The following is a 22333-nucleotide window of genomic DNA, read 5'->3' on the forward strand; positions in this document are numbered from 1 at the left end:
GGGTGTTGCAAATGCCGGATACAATAGGTAAAAATACCCGTGATTTCATTCAGCAATTTCATCAACTATTTATTGAACTTTGCGAAGTTATGCCAAACAGTTTCAACGATCTTATAACCGAAGCACTTAAGAGAACAACTGATTTTCTTGAAGTTATAGAGGTTTCAATTGCTTTTGAAGAAGAAAACGGGTTAAAGATTTTAACCTCCAATAATACGAAAGAACTCTTACAAACTTACCAGAACGAGGCACTCCAGAAACTTGTTTTTACCGATAACGGAATGAAGAAGTTGGCCATAGAAAAAGCGAAAAAACTCATGCCATGGCTCACACATTCCGGGGGCACACTTTGCATTGTGCCGCTAAACACCGTAAAAAATAAACTTGCCTTCATATACATTTTGATGGATAATTTTTCAGAAAGTGTGGAGTTTAATCCGCAGTTCGTTGAATATATAAGCCTGTTTTTTTCCACTCTGCTGCTCTTCTCAAGAATCGGGGGTATAAAAGATTTGATTGAAACCATATTTACTCAGAGTCCTCACCCAATGTGGTTACAGAATAAATCAGGAGAGTTTCTACTTTTCAACAACAGGTTCCTGAAACTCTTAAAAAAATCCAGAAACGAGTTGAAGGGAAAGAAACCCGCTGAAATACTTTCCGGCAAGGACATAAACATATTTTATGAAATATTTGAGCAAGCACTCAGGGAGAAAAAAACTATCACAAAAGAATGGATAACAGAGACTTCTGGAATTCCTAAAGCTTACCAACTGATAGAAGTCCCTTTTAAACTGGGTAACGATTATTTCGTCACCGGTATTTGTGTAAATAAAGAACAACAGGAAAAACTCAAGCGCGAAAATGCTCAGCTTAAGAATGCTCTTGTTAATAGCCTCGCAATTCAAGCTGAAAATGTTCTGGAACAGGCAGATTTACATCTCGAACTGATATCCGAATGCTCGGCGATTATAGCTTTCCAACTTAAAGAGACGGGATATAATATAGACTCAGCCTTTCTTGCCAACATCCGGCTTGCTTCAAAGCTTCACGATATTGGGTTCCAGAAAATCCCGGAGAATATACTGAGAAAACCAGTCAAACTAAACCCAAACGAATGGCAGCTGCTGAAAAAACATACTATTGCCGGTGCTGAATTCTTGCGCAAGCTCCGCGAAGAAAACTGCCCTCAAAACCTTCTCTTAAAGATGGCCGAAAGCATCGCCCTAAACCACCACGAGTGGTATGATGGAAGTGGTTATCCATGTTCTTTAATTAGAGAAGAAATCCCTTTAGAAGCAAGAATCATTGCCATTGCAGATACTTACAGCGCTTTAAGGGTTGATAGACCTTACCGAAAAGCGAAAACACATCCTGAAACCCTTGAGATAATAAAAAATGAGGAAGGAACGCATTTTGATCCAGAAATCGTTGAAGCGTTTATGAAGGTAGAAAGCGAAATAGAAGCATTGTTTGAAAGAATGCTTGAACAGTATTGACAACGTTATTACATATTTAGTAAAGGGGGAATTTTTGTGGGAAAACTTGACGGTACCAGAACACTTGAAAACCTTATGAAAGCTTTTGCTGGAGAATCTCAAGCAAGAATGAGGTACACCTATTTTGCCTCCATCGCCAAAAAAGAAGGATACGAACAGATAGCGGCGATTTTTCAGGAAACGGCGGATAACGAGAAAGAACACGCAGAACTCTTTTACAAACATATTGTTAAAAACGTCGATGAGCTTCCCGTTACTATCCATGTAGATGCCGATTACCCGGTTGAGTTGCGTAGCACTCTTGAAAACCTAAAGGCGTCAGCTACTGGCGAAAACGAGGAGTGGACAAAACTCTACCCAAAGTTTGCCGACATCGCTGAAGAAGAAGGGTTCAAAGATATCGCCAATACATTCAGACAAGTCGCAAAAGTGGAAGAAAGGCACGAAGCAAGATATCTAAAGCTGGCAAAAAACGTAGAGGAAGGAAAAGTGTTCAAAAAAAACAAAAAAGTTCTCTGGAAATGTAGAAACTGCGGTTATGTTCTTGAAGCTGAAGAAGCACCGGAAAAGTGCCCCGCCTGCCAACATGCGAGAAGCTACTTTGAACTTTTTGTCGAAAACTATTGAAAATTGAAATAGCTGGAAATAAAAAGGGGGATGGATAATCCCCCTTTTTATTCAAGCTCCACAATGAGCTTTTCCAGACTTTCCAGAACCTCTGGAGGTAACTTATCAAAACCGCCTCTCTCGCTTTCTTTCGAAATCACGAAGTTAATTCTGTCCTTTATCCTTTTCTCCAGCAAATCTTTATAATCTTCATCACTGAAATCAGGTATAAACCCTTCAACTTCGAGTATTTCAAAATCACTGAATTTTCCCCATTTTTTAAACTTTGCGCTTCCTTCAATTATGCTTTCTAATAGTGAGAGTGTAAGCTCCTTTGTAACCTTCTTATCGAGGAAATAACCGGTATTGAATATGTAACACGCAACATTTCGCGATTCAAAAAGTTCCTTAAAACCATAGTAATCATGAGAAAGCGGATATGTTCTGAAAGGATTCGCATACGGTTCAAATACAAGCGCATTCATATCAACGCCAGGGGGGAGTCTTTCGGCGGAGGTTCTCTTTGTTGCGAGAGTCGCTCCCATCGCAGATGCCAGGATCGGGTTGGTCACCTTAAGTACGGGAGGCAGACTATTATCTTTCATGAGCCAGATGATCGCGCTGACGGGTTCATCAAACTTATCCACTCTGTTCGGAGACCATAAACGCGACTTTATCGCCCTACCGTTACCATTCCGGATATCTTCAGTTACAATAACCACCTTTCCCTTATCATCGAGGGTCGCACCTACATTCTGAACACTGAGAAGGTATTTGTTGTCTGGAGATGTTAAAGGATAGTCGGCTGTCTTATCGAAATAAGACGGCTCAAGAGCCACCGAAGAACCGTCCTCAAGGGATATTATGAAGGCGTCATCATGCAAAATGGTAACGTCGTATTTATCACCGTGATGTGCATGGGTGATGGTGGATTTCCCGGAACCAGAGAGCCCGAAAACACCAACAACGAACTTCCTGCCGTCAGGAAGGTTGTACCGCTTTTGCCCGCCATGGCATGCTACGTACCCATTTCGGCTGGCAATGCTCCAGGCGAGCGTCAACGTTCCCTTTTTGAACTCCCCAAAATAGCGCATTCCGAGTAAGGCAGCGCAGTTATGCTCTGTATCGAAGAAAGACAATCCCAGAGGGTGCTCAGGGTCAGACCAATCCGGATCAGAAAACACAAAGATATCGCCCTCATTTTCGAAGATTCTTGAACGCCTGTACATCTCAATATAGGTTTCGGTCACAGGCTGAAAATTCAGAAGCCAGTTATACAAAAGGTTCTCATACCCTTCAGGAATCAATATATGAGCTCTTACGATGAAATCCTCATGAAGACCAACAAAAGCCTGCGCATGATATAGGTTGCGATATCTCGTGTTGTACACAGCCTCTCTCAGCAAAGAGGCATACTTGTCAGGATTCACACCTTTCTGACCCAGTATTCTTCTGGCAGCAGCGGCTCTTCCGTAAACCGCTCCATCATTGAAGAGAAGAACCTTAGACCCTGGGTCAAGCCCAAGTTTCTCCGGTTCAAAAATCTCTAAATCTGTAACAATAGTTCCGGGTGAGTTTTTTGCAAGTTTGTACGCTTCTTTCAGAGAAGTAACATTAACAACATTGTTTCCATAAAAAGGTGTTTCTATCGTGACTCTAAACCTCGAAAAAAGTGGGTTTTCCTTTCTTACATCTTCCCTTTTTACCCCGGAAATAGTTGCCATTATTGATCCCCCCACCAGAATACGCCAAGATTAATTTACCTTTTAGCACAAAGAGAATAACACACATTTGAAAAGTACTTAAAGGTTAAAAATGCTGAATTAATGCCACAAATAAGAATTAAGGCCTTCTATATTTGTAATGTAAAACATTGCGAAGGTTTGTTTGAGTATGCGGGAGTAATTAATATACATGTGTTGCTTACAAAATGCTAAAATGAATTAGATCAAACAGATGAAAGTTGGTGATCTCCTTGTTGAGTTGGATTATCACACTGGTAGCGCTTGTGGTTACAATCATAATGGCTATCTCGGCTTTAAAATTGTACAAAGAACTGAAAAAAAACATCGAGGAAAAATCGAAATTCGAACACTACCGTGAAGAGAATCAAAATCTGTTGAAAGAAATAGACTCCCTGAGAGCCGAAAACGAACATCTAAAGATCGAGAAAGCAAAATACGAGAAAGACATAGAATCACTCGATGATAAACTGAGCTGGCTTGAAAAAGCAAAGGAAGAACTCGAAAAGAACTTTAAAGCTCTCGCAAGCGATGTCGCGTTGAAAAATACTGAGAGCTTCCTGAATCAAGCAAACGACAAACTTAAAGGCCTTATAGACAATCAAAAAACCGAACTTGAAAAACTCCTTGACCCTCTGAAAAATAACCTAGATACTCTTCAAAACAACATCAGAGAGATTGAAAGCAAGCGTGAAAAGGCCTATGGCGGTCTTGAAAAACGCCTTGAAGAACTGTCGCGGGTACACAATGAACTGCAGACAGGTATTACAAAATTAACCTCTTCTCTGAAATCCACCACCGCACGGGGACGCTGGGGAGAATTCCAGCTTAAGAGAATCGTTGAACTTGCGGGAATGACTGCTCACATAGATTTCGAGGAACAGGAAGTTACCGAGGCCGGAAGACCCGACATGATAATAAAATTACCCAACGGTGGCGTTATTCCCGTAGATGCAAAGGCACCGTTAAACGCTTATCTGGAAGCAATGGAATGCCAGAGCGATGAGGAAAAGAAGAAAAAACTCAACGAACACATCAAAAACCTGAGAAAAACCATTACAAATCTCGGTTCCAAAGCTTATTGGGAACAATTCCAGCAATCACCAGATTTCGTAATCATGTTTGTTCCTTTAGAAGCAGCGGTGAGTGCCGCTTTTGAAATGGATCCCACTCTTCTAGAAGACGCAGTTAAAAGAAAGGTTCTCATAACCACACCAATAACTCTCCTGGCTTTGTTGAAATCAGTCGCTTACGGTTGGCAACAATTCCAGCTCACGGAGAATGCCAAGAAAATAGCAGAAGAAGGCAAAGAATTGTACAAAAGGCTCAGTAAATTTCTGAACGATGTCGACACAGTCGGAAAGAGATTGAAGTCACTGGTACAGGCTTACAACACAGCCGTCGGTTCACTGGAAACCCGACTACTCCCAAGAGCAAGAAAATTCAAAGAGTATTCAGAGATAGAAGGAGAAGAACCCGACATTCAGCCGCTGGAGGTTGACCCCAGACCAATAAACGCCCCAGAATTAAGCGAAGAGGAATAGGCTCTGAGATTCGAGAACCGAGAGTCCGAGATAGCCGCTGCGCGGCGGATACGAATCCCTTCGGGATTGACACGAACTCCTGCGGAGTTGTTTCGAACCACTTCGTGGTTGTTATAAACTGCTTTGCAGTTGAAAAAATTGATACTTAAAACGATAACCGTGATCCGAGAGTCGCTATTGTAGGGGCACAACATGCTTATAACTCGAGATCCGGGAAGTTAAGAGCTGTAGATCCTGAATCAAGTTAAGGATGATAGCTTTGCCAAACGTCACTTCACCAGCTGACAGCGTTGCAAGCCTCAACCTTGTGAGTGTCAGCCTCTGCAAGCGTCCGGAGCGTAGCTCCGCACTTCAGCCGCGGAGCGGCCTCGTTTTTTTTACATGCGTTTCCCTGTAACTGTTATGGTGATAGAATTATGTCAGTACAGGACAGGAGGAGATAGTATTGAGGAGTTCTATCGAATGTATTCCGTGTAATATGAGTTCGTTGATCCGTATCCTGAAAAAAGCTAATGTGAGCCCTGAGGCGCAGCAGAAAGCGGTTAAGAGATTCATGGAGAGGCTCTTAAGTCTCGATAGTTTTGATCTGACTCCTGTTCATATGGGGCACGAGATAAGGTGCGTTATCTCCGAGCTTTTTGGAGAAGTTGATCTGTACCGCGAAATGAAGGATTCAGCTAATGAGTTGCTACTTTCTCTGTATGATGATTTGAAAGCTGAAGTTTTGAAATCTTCAAATCCTATCGAAACTGCTTTGAGATTTTCTGTTGCCGGTAACATCATAGATTTTGCGCCGGGGCATGAAATAAATGTTATGAGAACCCTTAAGGAATCCATTAAAACGGGGTTTGCGGTCAATGACCTCGACAAACTTTTGGCAGATCTGGAAAAGGCAAAGAGTATCCTGGTAATAGGGGATAATTGTGGAGAAGCTGTTCTGGATAAACTTTTTCTTGAATTGCTTGATATCCCTGTTAAGTACTTCGCTGTAAGAAGTGCCCCTGTTCTCAATGATGTAACTATCAGGGAAGCGAGGCTCATAGGTATCGAAGAGGTCGCAACTGTTATAGAAAGTGGTACCAATGCTCCGGGCACGCTTCTAGACAGAATTACTCCGAAGTTCAAAGATATTCTTTACAGTTCTGATGTCGTTATCTCTAAAGGCCAGGGAAATTTTGAGAGTTTAAGTGATCTGGACAGGGAGATCTATTTCTTGTTAATGGCAAAATGTGATGTGGTCAGCGGTTATATCGGAGTTGAAAAGGGGAGCTTTATCGCTTTGAAAGGGGGCAAGCGATAGTGCTTATTCATGATGGTGAGCTCATTTTGCGCTCTACAACAGCAGACGATCCCGAACTAAAGAAACTCCAGGAAGATGCGAGGATACTGAAGCATATGTCGGAAACGAGGATGTACCCTTTTGCTATGCCCTCTCAGATGAGCTTCAGGATAGAGTCCGAAGGTAAAGTAATCGGTGAAGTCTCGTTGAAAACGATACGCTGGTTCAATCGGAAGGCGGAGATAAGTATATTCATCGTCCCGGAGTACCAGGGAAAGGGTTATGGGAAACGTGCCTTAAAGAAGATTATGGAACTTGCTTTCGGTACTTTCAATCTTTACCGCCTCGAAGCGGAAGTTATGGAATTCAATGAGCCTTCTATAAGACTCATGGAAAGCCTCGGGTTCAAACTCGAGGGAAGATTAAGGGAAGCGAGATACGTTGACGGTAAGTACTGGGATATTCTTCGCTATGGAATTTTAAGGCGAGAATTTGAAGGTTGAGATGCTTTGAGCCGCTTCACAGCTAAAGTGCAGAGCTACGCTCCGGACGCTTGCAGACACTGCCAGTTAGTGAAGCGACACGAACCGCAAGCGGTTGTTGCGAACTCTTTCAGAGTTGTTTCGAACCACTGCGTGGTTGTTCCGAACTGCTTTGCAGTTGAAAAAACTGATAAAACTGATTTTACAAAAGCCAACTTGTCATCCTGAACTCGATTCAGGATCTCGTACTGAAGCGCGGAAAGCATGCGCAGATGCTGGAATTGCCTTTGGCAATGACGCTTGGAATCGCTGTTGCGATTGATGCTTGGAATCAGTTTCGCTGATTGATGCTTGGAGCGGCTACGCCGCTGAGTAAAGGGCACAGCATGCTGTGCCCCTACAATAAATTCGGATTACGGATTAAGTCTGGAATGAGCAATTTTGGCAACTGTTTCTTATTTTAAGTAATGTCAACTCCGAAGGAGTTCGTATCACTGGCGAAGCCGGTCGTGACAATCTCGAAGAGATTCGTGCCGCTGCAAAGCAGCTTTCTCCAGTCTCCAGCACCCGCTCTCGTTCTTTGTCTCAATCATCAAAGTCGCTCTACCTGTACATCTTTCATAAGTTTTTCGACATCTTTTTTATGGCAAAGTTCTGTACCGGGTGTTATTACTGTAGCACTGCTGGCCGCGCCCGCCACCCTGAGAGCTTCTTCGATAGGTTTTCCTGCTTCTCTGTACATACAGTAAGCGGCAAGGAAACTATCGCCAGCACCAACTGCACTTTTAACCGGAACTTCAGGAACGCTAACACGATAGAGTGAATTATCGACGTAACAAAGAGCTCCGTCTTTTCCCAATGTCAGCAGAATCTCGTTTATCCCGTACTTCTTGCTTACCTCTATTAGCGCGTCTTTCAGTTCTTCGTGACTTTCAGGTACTTTTCCATAAAGGCGCGAGAATTCATGAAGATTGGGCTTAATCCCGTCTGGTGGGCATTTTATCCCCAGCATTAAGGGTTTCCCGTCTGAATCGAGGTATACTTTTGCGCCTCTTTTTTTAGCAAATTTGCAAATTTCCAGGTAAATAGAACTTTTTATTCCTTTCGCGAGGCTTCCGGAGAGTATCAAAAAATCTCCTTGCCTGAGTAAGGTATCGATAGTCTTTATAATCTTCCTTTCTTCTTCATCGGATACTTCCGGTCCCGGGAGGCTCATACGGTACTGTGTGTTGCCCTTTTGAAGTATGGTGTTGACCCTCGTTTCTTTGTGGGTGAAAACCGAAGCGTAAACGACACCCTCTTCATTGAGCATTTTTTGTATGATTTGTCCCGTATGCCCACCGAGTAATGCAATAGCGACTGAATGGCCTCCGAGTTCATTTATAACGCGCGAAACATCGATTCCTTTACCAGCAGGATAATCACTAACTTTTTTAACACGAACAGTATCGTCTTCTATTAAATCATCGATGTAAAGGTATCTATCCAGACATGGATTTAGTGTTAAAGTGAAAATCATCCTGTCATCTCCTGAACATATCCGTTCTGTCTTCATCGTGCAGGATTTGCATATATCTATGTTTCGCAGTCTCGGCAAGCTTGGCTATTATCTGCTCCAAATCACTGTTATCGAAATAGCTCTCAAGCATCTCTCTTAAAGGTTTATCGAAATGGAAAGGTATTTCTTCTTCCGGTGCAAAGCTAATGTGTTCGATATGCCGCAGATCAAGATCAGGCACGATTTTCTTTAATAGCTTAAAAGTGGTATCTATAAAAACATCGACAACCTGAGGTGGGTTTTTCGCTTCCATGAGCTTTTCCCTGTATTCACTTTCGATCTCTTTTAATTCTTTAACATGAGAAAAGAACTTCTTTTCTCCCATTATTTCACCCCCTGACTTCTTCACATTCTTCCAATAGAGAAATTTACGAAACTTAAAGAAGCTATCACAGCCGTCTCCGTTCGAAGGATTCTCGACCCAAGAGAAACGGAAATGGAGTCTTGCTGCATCTCACGGATTTCCTCTTTGGTGAAACCACCTTCAGGTCCTACTATTATCCGAACAACATTCGACCCTCTTATTTTCTCTTGCAAGGTAGAGATGCTCTCTTTCTTAAAGTCCAGGAAAATATTCAAATCATCCGAATTGAACCGTGGCAGTTTTTCGTGGATAACTACCTCAGGTAAAAAGGGATTAACACTTTGCTTGGCTGCTTCTTTCACTATTCTACGAAATTTTTCAACTTTTCTTTGATCAACTCTGGCTACGGTCCTCTCACAATTGAAGATCTCTATTCGATCCGCACCAAGCTCCGTACTTTTTTCTAAAATCAAACGGAGCCTTAGCCATTTCATAGACGCCACAGAGACGATAACAGTTCTATCGTCGTGATGGAAGACCTTTTTTGATAGCATTCGTCCGACAGAGTAATTCTTTGAAAGCTCCTGGAGAACAAACTCATAGAGTGTGCCTTTACCATCAGTGGCAACAAGCTCATCACCTGGTTTTACACGAACAACCTTCATATGATGAGCTTCAATCTCATCAAATATAAGTCGTTTTTCTTCAACCCTTTCGACAAAGAAAGCGTTTGGCACTCAGCCTATTACCTCCGTTCCCATATAAGGAACCAGGACTTCTGGAACTCTTATCCTTCCATCCGGAAGCTGATAGTTCTCAACGATGGCAACCAGAGTCCTTCCAACAGCAAGCCCAGACCCATTGAGGGTGTGGACGTATTTCAATTTATTGTCTTTATCTCTAAAGCGCATATTTCCCCTTCTCGCCTGGAAATCCTCAACATTACTGCATGACGAGATTTCTTTGTAAGCGTTGTAAGATGGCAGCCAGACTTCTATATCATAGGTTTTAGCCGCAGCAAAACCGAGGTCCCCTGTACACAAAGCCACTACTCTGTATGGAAGCCCGAGTCTTTTGAGAACCTCTTCCGCATCAGCGGTAAGCTTTTCAAGGGCTTCGTAAGATTCATCTGGATGAACAAACCAGACAAGTTCCACCTTGTCAAACTGGTGTACCCTTATCATTCCCTTCACGTCTTTTCCATAGCTTCCAGCTTCTCTTCTGTAACACGGGGTATAAGCTGTATATTTCCTCGGAAGTTCGTTCAGGTTAAGAATTTCGTCCCTGTGCTGTGCTACAAGAGGAACTTCAGCTGTTGGTATCAGGAACATATCGTCCGGATCGGTTTTATAAGCTTCTTCCTCGAATTTTGGAAGCTGCCCTGTGGCTTGCATTGTTTCCCTTTTTACGAGGTGTGGCAAAGCAACTTCTTCGTAACCGTGCTCTCTAGTATGAAGATCGAGCATGAAGTTAATGAGAGCGCGCTCGAGCCTGGCCAGTTCTTTCCTTAGAATTACAAATCTCGAACCACTTAACTTCGCTGCTCGTTCGAAATCCATCATACCAAGATTGGGACCAAGATCCCAATGTGCGAGGGAGTCAAAATCAAATTGTCTTGGCTCACCCCATTTTCTAACAACAACATTGTCTTCCTCACTTTCGCCCACAGGAACGCTCTCGTGAGGAATGTTCGGTATGTAAAGCAATTTATTTCTCATTTCTTCATCGAGTTTCTTCGCCTTTTCAGAAAGTTCTTTTACCTCAACAGAGATGTCCTTTGCCTTTTCCATGAGCTCTTTAGCCAGAGCTTCATCACCTGAAGCTTTTGCTTTTGCGATCTGTGAAGATATCTTGTTCCTCTCCGCTTTTTTCCTATCGGAAGTACTTATAGCTTCGCGTCTTGCCTTATCTAACTCGAGCAATTCATCGAGTATAGATTCATCTACACATCTATTCTTCAAAGCCGCCCTTATTTTTTCCGGATTCTCACGCACAAGACGGATATCTATCATTGCTCACCCTCCTCAAGTATTATTTCGAGGTAAACGTCTTTACCTTCGAATGTATCGTTGGTGGTATTATAAGTCAATTCTGAAGCTGTAATGGTTCTATTGTTCTTTTTATCAACAATGTAGACATCGCCTTTCAGATAGAAAATACCCTTTTTTCCATGATATTCAAAATAAAGCGCTCGAGCTTCAAGTTCATCACGGTAGTATATGAGCACGGGCTTAAAAGCTGGATCTTTCTTGGATAGAGTTTCACCTATGAATTCTTCAGTATCGAGATTGAAATCAAGCTCAGCCGCGTTCTTTACAAGAAGCTTCTGCTTCCCCTTATCATCTTTCAAAGATGCAATTACATCTCCTTTCATAACTCCTGAAGAGGTATCCATATTGTACTCGAGAAAAGTAGCTGTGGCTTCTCCGGTTGAAAAAAGAGCATATGTGCTTCCTTCTGCAACAATATAATTCCAGTTACCTTTCTTCGCCAGGAGAGTTGCCTCATCGGTTTCAACAGAAACCTCTCCTTCTTTCTCTATATAAACATCTCCTGTGAGATAAACCTGGTCTTTAGACCCAACAATATTTTTCGCCCTTATTTTTACCGTACCAGCAGCAATCAGTAATGATACCAACAAAAGAAAAACAACCAAAACAATAATATTTTTCTTCATCTTGCGTTCCCCCTTAAAGTCTCGCTACTATCCATCTTGTTTAGAAGTTCTTTTAAAATTTGCTTCAATTCTTTAGCTCTATCTCTATCGAATTTTGAAAGCACTGTTTGAAGGTATGCGATCCTTCTTTCGATAACCTTTTCGATAAGAGCCCTCCCCGATTCAGAAATATCGATTATGTAAGCTCTCCTGTCAACATCAGAACGCTTCTTCTCCACAAATCCTGCATCTATAAGCCTTGATACCAAACCTGTCGTGGTACTTTTTGTTATTCCAAGTACCCTGCTTATGTCACTCATTCTTCGCTTTCCACCAAAATAAAGTATCTGGAGCACATCAAATTGGGCAGGTGTTATGGGAAAGTCCTTCAACACCTTTCTTCCTTCACGTTTTATCTTTATGTATATGGATCTCAGAGTTTGTTCTATGTCTCTAGCTGTTCTTTTACTTATCTTCACAATCGCGCCACCTCTGCTTCAAGTTCTAGAAAAATTATAACATTACATCCTAACCTTCAAAAAATGCCAGGGGAAGCTACTCATAGAAGTATGTTTTTAATTGCTGTATAATCAAATTACTGACCATTTCTGTACCGGGAACACCTAACAGGCAACACTGGTTATGATTCCACGCTCTTTGATAAACCTATACTAAAAATGCTCATGTCTGTTTTATCTATACATATCAGGAACATTATACAATGGAACAGATACAACAGTACCAAGGAAAGGAGGCGCAACCCCTCTCTTCTTTTCTCTAAGATGAAGAGTACCCGAATGTTGAAACCTTATGAGATGTGAAAATACAGAAGAACTGCTTGATTTTGATAGAATGTACATTGAGAAGTTTGGCGTGATAGCGGGTCTGGACGAAGCCGGACGTGGCCCTTTAGCGGGACCTGTTGTAGCAGCAGCGGTTATCCTCGGCGAAAAAATTGAGGGATTATTCGACTCGAAAGCACTAACTGAGAAAGTCAGAGAAGAACTATTCGATAAGATTATAAAAAAAGCAAAGGTTGGTATCGGACTATCCAGTCCCGACGAGATAGATACATTCAATATCTTTGAAGCAACGAAACTCGCCATGAATCGTGCCATTAAAAAATTACCAATACAACCCGATTATGTGATTATCGATGGAAAACACTTGAAGTTGAACAACAGAGGTGAGTGTATTGTTTCCGGAGATCAAAAAAGCGCTTCCATAGCTGCAGCCTCTATTGTGGCAAAGGTATTCAGAGATAGATTGATGAAAGCATTGGCAGTGCTCTATCCTGAATATTCGTGGGACAAAAACAAAGGTTACGGTACCGCAGAACATTTGAAAGCTTTAAAAATCTACGGCCCAACCTTGTGGCACAGATTAACCTTCAGCCCGGTAAAGGCGCTGCTCAACAGAGAGATCGTTTTATCTTGGTTGCAAAATGATGTCATATCTGAACGAAGGCTTTTCAGAGTTGGAATGTTGTTTTAGCGGAGGTAGAATCGCGTGGAAACCGGAAAACGTTTTGAAAAATTGGTTGAACTGATGCGAATACTCAGAAGTAAAAAGGGTTGTGAATGGGACAGAGAACAAACGCATGAATCTCTGAAACCCTATCTTATAGAAGAAGCATACGAGGTTCTCGCTGCCATCGATAAAGGTAACGATGAAGAATTTGCCGAAGAATTAGGTGATCTGCTGCTTCAAATCATCTTCCACAGTCAGATAGCATCAGAAAGAAATGCTTTTACCATTGATGATGTCGTGGAAACACTGAGTGATAAACTCATCAGGCGTCACCCGCATGTTTTTGGTAATGCTAAAGGGTACTCCTATCAACAATGGGAAAAGATAAAAGCAGAAGAAAAGGGAAAGAAAGAGATCTCTGCGATTGGAGAAATAAATCACGCTTTACCAGCACTCAGCCTTGCTAGAAGAGTACAGGAAAACGCCGCTGCAGTCGGCTTCGATTGGGAAAATCTTGAAGATGTTACGGAAAAAGTCGAAGAAGAATGGAGCGAGCTCATGAACGCCATTAAATCTGGCGACAAGAAAAAAATAAATGAAGAATTCGGTGATTTACTCTTTTCCATGGTCAATCTCTCAAGATTCATAGAGGTTGACCCCGAGGTAAGTTTGAGAAAAGCAACGGAAAAATTTATGAACCGATTCAGGGCTGTTGAGAGTCTCATAAGAGATAGGAATCTTGAAATCGACAAGCTTTCTTTGAAAGAACTTGATGAACTCTGGAATGAAATAAAGGAGGGTAAACAATGAAAAAATTCCTTGTGATTTCTCTTTTGGTGTTATTTTCCGCTGGTATATTCGCCACTTCGGAAATTAATCCCGACAAAACTACTCCGGTCGCTACTGTCAATGGAGAACCGATAACCATGTACGAGTTTCTTGCGGAAGTAATGCCAAATTACATGGAAATTGCCAAAAAAGTGGAAGAAGTCGATCCGTTGTTTTCTGAGGTTTTAACTTCAACAGAAGCCGGAAAGACGCTTCTTACAGAATATGAGAAACGAGTACTCGCAAAGATGATCGAAAGAAAACTCTTCCTTCAGCTTGCAAAACAGCTTGACGTTGCCATCGATATGCAAGCTCTTAAAGAGAAAATTCACAATATCATCATACAAAATCTCAAGGAGAATAACATAAGTATTGAAATCGCCGATTTATACTACACGCTTAAAGGCTATACTGGTGGTCTTGAGATGTACGAAGTCAGAGTTTTGAACGAAACCGCGTATCGTCAAACTTATGACGCTATCTATCAGGCTCTGACTTCCGATGCTACCGTTACCGAGGAAGAGATCGTTCAGTATTACAAAGCAAACAAAAAAATTGTCTTAAAAATAAAGGGGTTTGACTCCTTCGCTCCCGCGTATACTTTCTTAAACAACGCAAAGGCTTCCGATGATCCTGTATCCCTGTTCGACGTTGAAGACAGGGAATATACATTCGAAAACCTGATAAAAGAAACGGGAATTAGTACGGATACAGCTGTTTTCCTGTTCGATGAGTTTAAAAAAGGCCTGTATCCAAAGGTCATTAGCACTGAAACCAAACATTATGTTGTGTATCTTTCGGGAGAAAAATCTCTCGAAGAGCTTCGTGATGAAATTTCCAAAAAGCTTCTAGAAGAGAAAAAGAAGAACATATGGAATACCTTTATCGAACAGTATTTTGTTCCTTTCAGGGAACAGGCAATAATCGAAGTTGGCGAAATAGGAGGATAGAACATGGCGGCTGTGACAAAAGAACAGGTGATGGAAGCTCTCAAAGAGGTTTACGACATGGAAATCGGCTTTGATATTGTTAGCCTTGGGCTTGTATATGGTGTTGAGATAGACAACGAAAACAACGTTAAGGTAACCATGACGCTGACCACACCAATGTGCCCTCTTGCAGGCTTTATCATCGAGGATGCCAGAAGTAAGGTTCAACAGATAGAAGGTGTCAACAAAGTTGATGTTGAACTGACTTTCGATCCACCATGGACACCCGAAAAAGCTTCTGACGAAGTAAAAAAAATCTTTGGAATATAAGAATGAAACTCAAAGAGTTGTTTGAAGGAATCACGTTCGAACTCAAAGAAGCGGGGATTGAAAATCCTCGCTTCGTTACTTTTACTTTACTTGAAAGTATTGCAATGATAGAAAAACATAAAGTGTTTGTTGATACTGCCACAGAAATCGATACAAAAACCTGTAAGCTTCTATTCGACGCGGTGAAAAGGCTAAAGGCTGGTGAACCGCTGGATTATATCATTGGCTGGAAGTATTTTCTTGGAGCCAAGCTTAACCTTGATTCAAGGGTTCTAATCCCAAGGCCGGAAACAGAGGAACTCGTGGAGATGATCATAAACGAGCATAAAGGTAAGAACGTAAAAGCCTTCGCAGACGTAGGCACCGGTAGCGGTGCCATAGCAATCGCTCTAGCAAAACACTTCCCAGCATCAAAGATCTACGCCACCGACATCTCCAAACCAGCTTTAGAACTTGCATTCGAAAACGCGAAAATCAATGGAGTAGAAGGAAGAATAGCCTTCCTTCACGGGAAAAATCTTAACCCCCTTGAAGCTTATATGGATGAAATAGAAATTATAGTTTCAAATCCACCGTATGTGAAAACCACGGTCCTTGAATCACTCGATAAAAGGGTCAAAGACTATGAGCCTATAATCGCTTTAGATGGCGGTGAAGATGGAATGAATTTTTTCAGGGAGTTTATAAAAGTTCTCCCAGAGGGAAAATTCGTGTATCTTGAAATTGCCACTTACTCCCGGAATCCGTTGAAAGACTTTCTTAAGAAATACCGGAAACGTTACACAGTCAAATTCAGAAGAGATCTCAGCGGTAAAATCCGGTTCGCTATACTTCGCCCAGAAGGGAAATAATCCTTTCTGAAAACTCTGCTAAATCGCACTCGTACTTCTTGTCTGCTATATAATCAAGCCCTGTTTCACCCTGATTGATTATGAGCAATTTTGCTCCCTTTTGTTTTGCAAAGGTAGGTAAATGGGCCGCCGGATACACCACAAGGGAAGACCCCATGGTAATAAAGAGTTCAGCATTTTCCGAAAGGATGTAAGCTTCAGCCATGGCACTTTCTGGAAGAGCTTCTCCAAAGAAAACAACATCCGGTTTTATGAGTCCACCACAGGTACATTTAGGAACATCACTTACTTCAAGCATTTTTAAAACGTCTTCCGCCGTGTAGCGCTTCCCACAGCTCATACAGAAGAATTTCTGAGCGTTGCCATGCAATTCAATCACTTTCTTTGATCCAGCTTTCTGATGCAAACCATCGATATTCTGGGTAATTACTCCTTCTATCATTCCTTTTTTCTCCAGCATTGCCAGTAACCTGTGAGTGGCATTAGGTTCTTTGTTAAAAAGGTTGTGAATTCTATCTGCAGCAATCTTGTAGTACTCAGCCGGTTGTGACAGGAAAAAATCGAGATCAAAAATGTATTGAGGGAGTTTCTTATACAAACCTTGTGGCCCTCTGAAATCCGGAATACCGCTTGCAGTCGAAACTCCGGCACCGGTAAGAATCGCCGTAGATTCGGATTCATCCAAAAATTCGAGGAACTCTTCCGCCAATTCTTCCAGATTCATACCCCTCGTCTCTCAATCAAGAGGTTCAAAAATGACCTCCGGGAATCTTATCACCCCATCTCCAGTCCACAAAAGAACATTGTTTTCGAGAATTTTAGAAGGTGTGGGTGTTGCGGATATGATTTTTGCATTTTTAGGCAAACTGAACGTCAGAAATGACTCGTCAGCCAGGTTTATTTCCATATCACCAAGTGATGTATTTACTTTCCCATCACTCACAGTAGCGAACCCTTTTACCACAGCGTATTCTTCGACTCTTACGACATCGTAATCCAGCTGAGTAGCTGTTGACTGAAAATCCTGAACAAGCATCGTTCTATTGACTTTGCTTGAAAGCCCATCAAGAGATTTCTGGAACTCGGATATCTTTTCGGATGCCGGCTTTTGAAATTGCTCCAGGAATTTTTCTATCTGTGATGGTTTTAAAAATTTCAGATCCACGGCACTGTCCATGATAACGGTTCCATCAAAGGAATATCGATAATCACTGGTGTATCTTATTGTTTCCACTTTCAACCGGTTGGAATAACCTAAAAACATATTCACTACAGTAACACCAATCATAACTACTAGCACAATTATTAGTAAAGTATTGAACTTCATGTTGAACCTCCTAATTTGATAGTTTCCACGAATATGATACCACACCTCTGAAAACCTGACTGCTGGTTGTAGCGATGTTGTTGGAAATGGCGTATGTGTTAAAATATCATGGAAAGCAGCTTAACAGTGGAATTTACTATTTTGGAGGTGTCTAAATGCGTGTCCTTAGTGGAATGCGTTCGACAGGAAAATTACATCTTGGAAATCTTACAGCCCTCGAAAGATGGGTCGAACTGCAGAATGAAGGAAATGAATGCTACTTTTTTGTCGCTGATTGGCATGCATTAACTTCTCATATAGATTCTACGAATAATTTTGCCGGTTGGAGTCTGGACATTGTGAAGATATATGTCGCCGCTGGCCTTGATCCGGAAAAATCTGTAATTTTTATTCAATCTGCTGTGAAGGAACATGCGGAACTATTCCTTCTTTTCTCCATGCTGGTTTCCGTTTCAAGGCTTGAAAGGATACCAACTTACAAAGAACAGAAACAGCAAATAAATGATAGAGATCTTTCCAGCGCTGGCTTTTTGTTGTATCCGGTGTTACAAGCTGCAGATATATTGATGTACCGTGCCCATGGCGTTCCCGTTGGCGAAGACCAGGTTTACCATATAGAGCTTACCCGTGAAATAGCACGAAGATTCAACAACCTTTTCGGTGAGGTGTTCCCTGAACCTGAACCGATACTGGCAAAAGTCGCAAAACTTCCGGGAACCGACGGAAGGAAAATGTCGAAAAGCTACAACAATTTTATACCAATCGATACAGATGAAAAACAGCTCTGGAAAATGATAGCTCCTATGATGACCGATCCGGCAAGAAAGAGAAGGACGGACCCGGGTGATCCTGAAAAGTGCCCTGTTTGGGAATATCACAAAGCTTTTACCCACTCGCAGGAGGAGTTAGACTGGGTTGTTAATGGCTGTAAAACGGCCGGAATAGGTTGTATAGATTGTAAGAAGCTTCTGCACAAGAATCTCAGTGCAAAGCTCAGCCCGATCTGGGAAAAACTGAGAGAGTTCGATAAAAATCCTGAAGAGGTGAAGAAGATAATTAAAGAAGGAAATGCTAAAGCTCGGGCGTTCGCACAGGAAACGATGAGACTCGTTTACGATGCTATGAAATTCGGGTGGTAATAGTGGAACAGATGAAACTTATATTCACGCTTCCAGAGTTTGAAGGTCCGCTTGACCTTCTACTCTTTCTTGTTAGAAAACATCGCGTGGATATAAGGTCGATTCCCATAACGGTTATCGCAGATGAGTTTATCGTACACATAGAAAAGATGAAGTCTCTTGATATGGTTGTAACTTCCGATTTTTTGCTCATGGCATCGACTTTATTGCAGATGAAATCAAAGGCACTCCTTCCAAGGCTAAGTCCAAAAGAGGCACAGGAACTTGAAAAACAACAGAAAGAATTGTACAGGCAGGTTGAAGAATATCAAACGCTTAAAGAACTATCAAAGCGGCTCAAGATAAAGCTCTACGAATCTTCTTCCTACGAAAGAGTCAAGGTCGATACCCCTGAAACAGTATCATATTCCGAAGAATTACCACAAAAACTCGCAGAAGCTTTCAGAGCAATACTGAAGGAAACCGTAGAAAAAGAAAGAGTTTATACGATAACATCCGAATTGTACAGCGTAGAAGACAGAATGGAAGAAATAGAAAAGGAATACGAAGAAATTAGATTAATGGAAATACTTAAACAAAAGACCCGTATTGAAGTGGTGGTAACCTTTCTTGCAGTTCTTGAACTTATTAAGCTTGGTAGGTACATAATAGTAACCCTCGAGCCCACGCCATTGTTCAGGAGGGTACATAAATGAGTGAAGGGATCTCCAAAAAAGCAGCCATAGAGGCGATGATCTTCGCATCTCGCCAGGGAATTACCTCCAAAAAGATGGCGAAAATTCTTGAATTGAAGGAAAATCAACTTCTCCTTATACTGGAAGAATTACAGGAGGAGTACGCCAATAATCCGAACCGAGGCGTCATTTTAAGACAGGTCAACGGGAAATTCAGATTCTACACAAAAAAAGAGGTACAAAAATATGTCACAGAAGTAATCAGACGTCCTATCGCAAGAATAACCGATTCTCAACTTGAAGTCCTTGCCATAGTCGCCATAAGAGGGCCTGTAACAAGGACCGATGTCGAGCTGATGCGCGGAAAATCCTCACAATCGCAGCTCCTCGAACTTCAAAAAATGGGACTTTTAAGGAAGAGGCGTTCAAAACTTCCTGGAAGGCCTTATCTGTATAAAGTAACCCAGAAATTCTATGATACCTTCCAGCTAAACGACCTTTCTGAAATAGTGGAGGGATTGGAAGGAAAAATTGTGGAAACGAAGGAGGTAAACCCTTCTGAAACTTCAGAGGTTTCTTCAACTGAACAGCCACCTGTCGAGGCGGAAAGCGGGGGAAGCGATAAAGGGAAATAGGGTTCTCATAAACGGTAAGCCCGTGACGGAACCATGGTTTGAAATTGATCCCGTAAAAGATTCGATCACACTCGACGGGAAGAAAGTAAGGCCCAGAAAGCAACAGCGAGTGGTTTATGCTTTGAACAAGCCGCGAGGTTATCTCAGTAGTATGAGCGATGATAGAGGTCGGAAGACAATTGCCGATCTTATAAAGGGGAAAATACCGGAAAAAGTCTTTCACGTTGGCAGGCTCGATATGGATACCGAAGGGTTGATAATCCTCACCAATGACGGTGAGCTGGCCAGAAAACTCTCGCATCCTTCTTCTAAAATAAGGAAGACCTATGTTGCCAGGGTTACTGGAAAGCTGAGCCACCACGAAATAAAACGTTTGGAGAATGGCGTGGTTTTGAGAGACGGATTTAAAACTTCCGGGGCTTCTATCAGGGTTATTCGGGCTTCACTAAGAGATACCCTAGTCGAAATAATCATTCATGAAGGGCACAAAAGAGAAATCAGGGAAATGTTTAAAGTGTTCGACAAACACGTCCTTTACCTCAAAAGAACGGCTATTGGCAGCTTGAAGGTAGATATCGTTCCAAACCCCGGAGACATAAAAAAACTAACTGGACAAGAAATACAAAAACTGCTAAAATAAAGCGCAATACTAGTTAAAAGCTGGTGAAAAGATGCATAAAACCATCTCCTTTATTCCCACAAATTAATAACTTCTAGTACAGACCCTTAACTTTTATTCTTAACACCAACCTATTTAATTGAACCCGTTCAATTCGGGTAATTTGTCGTGTTTTGTGCCTTACGAGGAGGTGGTTTTTTGCTGCATATAAAAAATCTTCGAATAGAGTTCGATGAATTTATTCTGATAGATAATATCTCTTTCGATGTTGTTCCGGGTGAGGTTCTTGCTATAACAGGACCAAATGGTTGCGGGAAAACTTCTTTAATACGCGCCATAAAAGGAGAGCTTCCTTATGAAGGAACTGTGTTTGTCGAAAAGGGAAAGAAGATAGCCTTCGTACCTCAGGAAAATCCGGAGTCAAATGAAAGAGTTGTCGAATTTATTTTACAAGAGTTTCCGGAGATTCACCGCATAAAGAAACTCCTGGAATCCCAAGTCGACGACCCGCTCATTTGTGCGAACCTGCTCGACGAATATGCCGGAATGAGTGGTTTCGAGCTTGAAGATCGTATTGTAAGGGAACTTCTAAGATTAGGATTCGGAAGACAGGAACTCGAAAAAAGTGTTTCCGATTTTTCTGAAGGAGAAAAACGGTTACTCCTTGTAACCCGCGCAATACTTAAAGACCCGGATTTGATTATCCTGGACGAACCTACGAACCACCTTGACATTTCAATGATCATGCGACTGGAAGAGGAAATACTCAGGTTGAAAAAATCAGGAAAAGCATTTATCGTAATAAGCCACGACAGAACGTTTGTCGACAAAATCGCTGATCGGACGCTATTTATACAACGCGGAAAAGCGGTTACGGTAAGAGGTGGGTTCAGCCTTATGAGAGCCCATCTTCAAAACAAATTTGAATCCGATTTAAGGCGTGCACAGGAAATCTCCCGAAAAATCCGGCAACTCGAGCAGGAGGTGGCCAGGCGAAAAGAGTGGTCGAGGAAGAAAGAATCTCAGAAAAAATTCGCAGACAAGGTAATGAACAAAGGGTACATCGGCAGGAAATCTGCCAAACTGGCAAAAAGGGCGAGAGCTGTTGAGAAGAGGGTAGAAGAACTAATCGATAAATTGAAAGCCGAAAAGCCCTTCATCGAAAAAAGGTTGAAAATGCTTTTCCCGTATTATGAGGTTGCGGAAAGAAAATTGTTGAGCTGTGAAAATTTGAGCTTTTCTTACGATACGAAGGATTTATTCTCTGATATAAACTTAGACCTAACCACTAAAGACAGAGCTGCAATAGTTGGGCCCAATGGAACTGGGAAAACAACCCTGCTGAAATGCTTGATTGGAGCCCTGAAACCAAAAACAGGGCAGATTTATATGAACAAGAACGTAAATTGGGTTTATCTGCCCCAGAGAATCGAAACTTTTTTCCAGAAAGAGATCCTGCTGGATACCTTCATGGTTTTCGGCATATCTGAAACTGAGATAAGGACTATACTTGGGGCTGCAAAGTTCAGAAGGGAAAAGGTTTTTCAGCGAGTTGACACCCTGAGCAAGGGTGAACTCACACGAGCTGCGATAGTATGGGCTACACTTTCTAAAGCTGAATTTCTGTTTATGGATGAACCGACGAATCACCTGGACATTGAATCTCTTGAAGTGCTGGATGTCTTAATCGAAAATTTCAAGGGAGGAATGCTGTTTATCAGTCACGACAGGCATTTCATCTCAAGGCATGCTCGAGAAGTGTATTATCTGTCGGATAAAAAACTTTCGAGGATGAACTTGTAAAAAGGTGCGGGAAAATACCCGCGCCTTTTTTCAAAAGCAGGTTTTAGACGAATACAGA

The 22333-nt window shown here is 41.8% G+C and carries 24 protein-coding genes; 15 read left to right on the forward strand and 9 right to left on the reverse strand.

Annotated features, from left to right (window positions below):
* Positions 1-11: 11 nt before the first annotated feature.
* The gene (locus KOLE_RS11095; RefSeq protein WP_015868217.1) at positions 12-1499 is read left to right on the forward strand and encodes an HD domain-containing phosphohydrolase; all 1488 of its coding nucleotides are present in this window, start codon (positions 12-14) and stop codon (positions 1497-1499) included.
* Positions 1500-1535: 36 nt separating this feature from the next.
* Entirely contained in the window at positions 1536-2126 is a 591-nt protein-coding gene (gene rbr / locus KOLE_RS04270) for a rubrerythrin (protein WP_015868218.1), read from the forward strand.
* Between the two features lie 47 nt (positions 2127-2173).
* Here rbr and KOLE_RS04275 read toward each other — a convergent pair whose 3' ends face one another.
* Positions 2174-3829 (reverse strand): phosphoenolpyruvate carboxykinase (ATP), encoded by a 1656-nt coding sequence (locus tag KOLE_RS04275; RefSeq protein WP_015868219.1) that lies wholly within the window; start codon positions 3827-3829, stop codon positions 2174-2176.
* A 254-nt stretch (positions 3830-4083) separates the two neighbouring features.
* Between KOLE_RS04275 and KOLE_RS04280 the strand changes: the two genes are divergently transcribed.
* From KOLE_RS04280 to KOLE_RS04290, 3 genes are all read left to right on the forward strand, one after another.
* Complete coding sequence (locus KOLE_RS04280) at positions 4084-5391, forward strand: DNA recombination protein RmuC (RefSeq protein WP_148207988.1); 1308 nt, start codon at positions 4084-4086, stop codon at positions 5389-5391.
* A gap of 445 nt (positions 5392-5836) precedes the next feature.
* Entirely contained in the window at positions 5837-6691 is an 855-nt protein-coding gene (locus KOLE_RS04285) for a damage-control phosphatase ARMT1 family protein (RefSeq protein WP_015868221.1), read from the forward strand.
* Positions 6691-7173 (forward strand): GNAT family N-acetyltransferase, encoded by a 483-nt coding sequence (locus tag KOLE_RS04290; protein ID WP_015868222.1) that lies wholly within the window; start codon positions 6691-6693, stop codon positions 7171-7173. Before KOLE_RS04285 ends, KOLE_RS04290 begins: the two co-directional genes overlap by 1 nt.
* Positions 7174-7744: 571 nt before the next feature.
* On the opposite strand, the gene KOLE_RS04295 is transcribed toward KOLE_RS04290, so the two are convergent.
* The 6 genes from KOLE_RS04295 to KOLE_RS04320 are packed head-to-tail and all read right to left on the reverse strand — an operon-like array spanning position 7745 to position 12149.
* Entirely contained in the window at positions 7745-8671 is a 927-nt protein-coding gene (locus tag KOLE_RS04295; RefSeq protein WP_015868223.1) for a 1-phosphofructokinase family hexose kinase, read from the reverse strand.
* Between the two features lie 4 nt (positions 8672-8675).
* Positions 8676-9035, reverse strand: coding sequence for a hypothetical protein (locus KOLE_RS04300; protein ID WP_015868224.1), 360 nt, complete (start codon positions 9033-9035; stop codon positions 8676-8678).
* A gap of 20 nt (positions 9036-9055) precedes the next feature.
* The gene (locus KOLE_RS04305) at positions 9056-9751 is read right to left on the reverse strand and encodes an RsmE family RNA methyltransferase (protein WP_015868225.1); all 696 of its coding nucleotides are present in this window, start codon (positions 9749-9751) and stop codon (positions 9056-9058) included.
* A complete protein-coding gene (gene serS / locus KOLE_RS04310; protein ID WP_015868226.1) occupies positions 9752-11026 on the reverse strand; it encodes a serine--tRNA ligase in 1275 nt (424 codons plus the stop codon).
* Complete coding sequence (locus KOLE_RS04315) at positions 11023-11691, reverse strand: LptA/OstA family protein (protein ID WP_015868227.1); 669 nt, start codon at positions 11689-11691, stop codon at positions 11023-11025. The genes serS and KOLE_RS04315 overlap by 4 nt, the downstream gene beginning before the upstream one ends.
* Positions 11688-12149: a MarR family winged helix-turn-helix transcriptional regulator gene (locus KOLE_RS04320; RefSeq protein ID WP_015868228.1), complete on the reverse strand. Its 462-nt coding sequence runs from the start codon at positions 12147-12149 to the stop codon at positions 11688-11690. Before KOLE_RS04320 ends, KOLE_RS04315 begins: the two co-directional genes overlap by 4 nt.
* Before the next feature lie 331 nt (positions 12150-12480).
* On the opposite strand from KOLE_RS04320, the gene KOLE_RS04325 reads away from it, so the two are divergent.
* Genes KOLE_RS04325 through prmC form a run of 5 tightly spaced genes read left to right on the forward strand, consistent with a single transcriptional unit; the run spans position 12481 to position 16078 of the window.
* On the forward strand, positions 12481-13164 hold the full coding sequence (locus tag KOLE_RS04325) for a ribonuclease HII (protein ID WP_015868229.1): 684 nt from the start codon (positions 12481-12483) through the stop codon (positions 13162-13164).
* A gap of 15 nt (positions 13165-13179) precedes the next feature.
* Positions 13180-13950, forward strand: a complete 771-nt coding sequence (gene mazG / locus KOLE_RS04330) for a nucleoside triphosphate pyrophosphohydrolase (protein ID WP_015868230.1) — start codon at positions 13180-13182, stop codon at positions 13948-13950.
* Positions 13947-14918 carry a SurA N-terminal domain-containing protein gene (locus KOLE_RS04335; protein WP_015868231.1) on the forward strand — a complete coding sequence of 324 codons (972 nt, stop codon included), beginning with the start codon at positions 13947-13949 and terminating at the stop codon, positions 14916-14918. The genes mazG and KOLE_RS04335 overlap by 4 nt, the downstream gene beginning before the upstream one ends.
* A 3-nt stretch (positions 14919-14921) precedes the next feature.
* Positions 14922-15227 carry a metal-sulfur cluster assembly factor gene (locus tag KOLE_RS04340; RefSeq protein ID WP_015868232.1) on the forward strand — a complete coding sequence of 102 codons (306 nt, stop codon included), beginning with the start codon at positions 14922-14924 and terminating at the stop codon, positions 15225-15227.
* A 2-nt stretch (positions 15228-15229) separates the two neighbouring features.
* Positions 15230-16078, forward strand: a complete 849-nt coding sequence (prmC, locus tag KOLE_RS04345) for a peptide chain release factor N(5)-glutamine methyltransferase (protein ID WP_015868233.1) — start codon at positions 15230-15232, stop codon at positions 16076-16078.
* Here the strand turns inward: prmC and KOLE_RS04350 are convergent.
* Positions 16053-16802, reverse strand: coding sequence for an SIR2 family NAD-dependent protein deacylase (locus tag KOLE_RS04350; RefSeq protein WP_015868234.1), 750 nt, complete (start codon positions 16800-16802; stop codon positions 16053-16055). The two genes, prmC and KOLE_RS04350, sit on opposite strands and share 26 nt — an antisense overlap.
* A gap of 12 nt (positions 16803-16814) precedes the next feature.
* The gene (locus KOLE_RS04355; RefSeq protein ID WP_015868235.1) at positions 16815-17405 is read right to left on the reverse strand and encodes a DUF4897 domain-containing protein; all 591 of its coding nucleotides are present in this window, start codon (positions 17403-17405) and stop codon (positions 16815-16817) included.
* Positions 17406-17560: 155 nt separating this feature from the next.
* Here KOLE_RS04355 and trpS point away from each other — a divergent pair, with 155 nt between their 5' ends.
* The 5 genes from trpS (at position 17561) to KOLE_RS04380 (ending at position 22275) form a co-directional block, all read left to right on the forward strand.
* Positions 17561-18544, forward strand: coding sequence for a tryptophan--tRNA ligase (gene trpS / locus KOLE_RS04360; protein ID WP_015868236.1), 984 nt, complete (start codon positions 17561-17563; stop codon positions 18542-18544).
* An 11-nt stretch (positions 18545-18555) separates the two neighbouring features.
* Positions 18556-19239 (forward strand): segregation and condensation protein A, encoded by a 684-nt coding sequence (locus KOLE_RS04365; protein ID WP_041288883.1) that lies wholly within the window; start codon positions 18556-18558, stop codon positions 19237-19239.
* Positions 19236-19853 carry an SMC-Scp complex subunit ScpB gene (scpB, locus tag KOLE_RS04370; protein WP_015868238.1) on the forward strand — a complete coding sequence of 206 codons (618 nt, stop codon included), beginning with the start codon at positions 19236-19238 and terminating at the stop codon, positions 19851-19853. The genes KOLE_RS04365 and scpB overlap by 4 nt, the downstream gene beginning before the upstream one ends.
* A complete protein-coding gene (locus KOLE_RS04375; protein ID WP_083763192.1) occupies positions 19840-20493 on the forward strand; it encodes a pseudouridine synthase in 654 nt (217 codons plus the stop codon). The genes scpB and KOLE_RS04375 overlap by 14 nt, the downstream gene beginning before the upstream one ends.
* Before the next feature lie 177 nt (positions 20494-20670).
* On the forward strand, positions 20671-22275 hold the full coding sequence (locus tag KOLE_RS04380) for an ABC-F family ATP-binding cassette domain-containing protein (protein WP_015868240.1): 1605 nt from the start codon (positions 20671-20673) through the stop codon (positions 22273-22275).
* The last annotated feature ends 58 nt before the right edge of the window (positions 22276-22333 follow it).

Source organism: Kosmotoga olearia TBF 19.5.1 (genome assembly GCF_000023325.1).
GTDB classification, from domain to species: domain Bacteria; phylum Thermotogota; class Thermotogae; order Petrotogales; family Kosmotogaceae; genus Kosmotoga; species Kosmotoga olearia.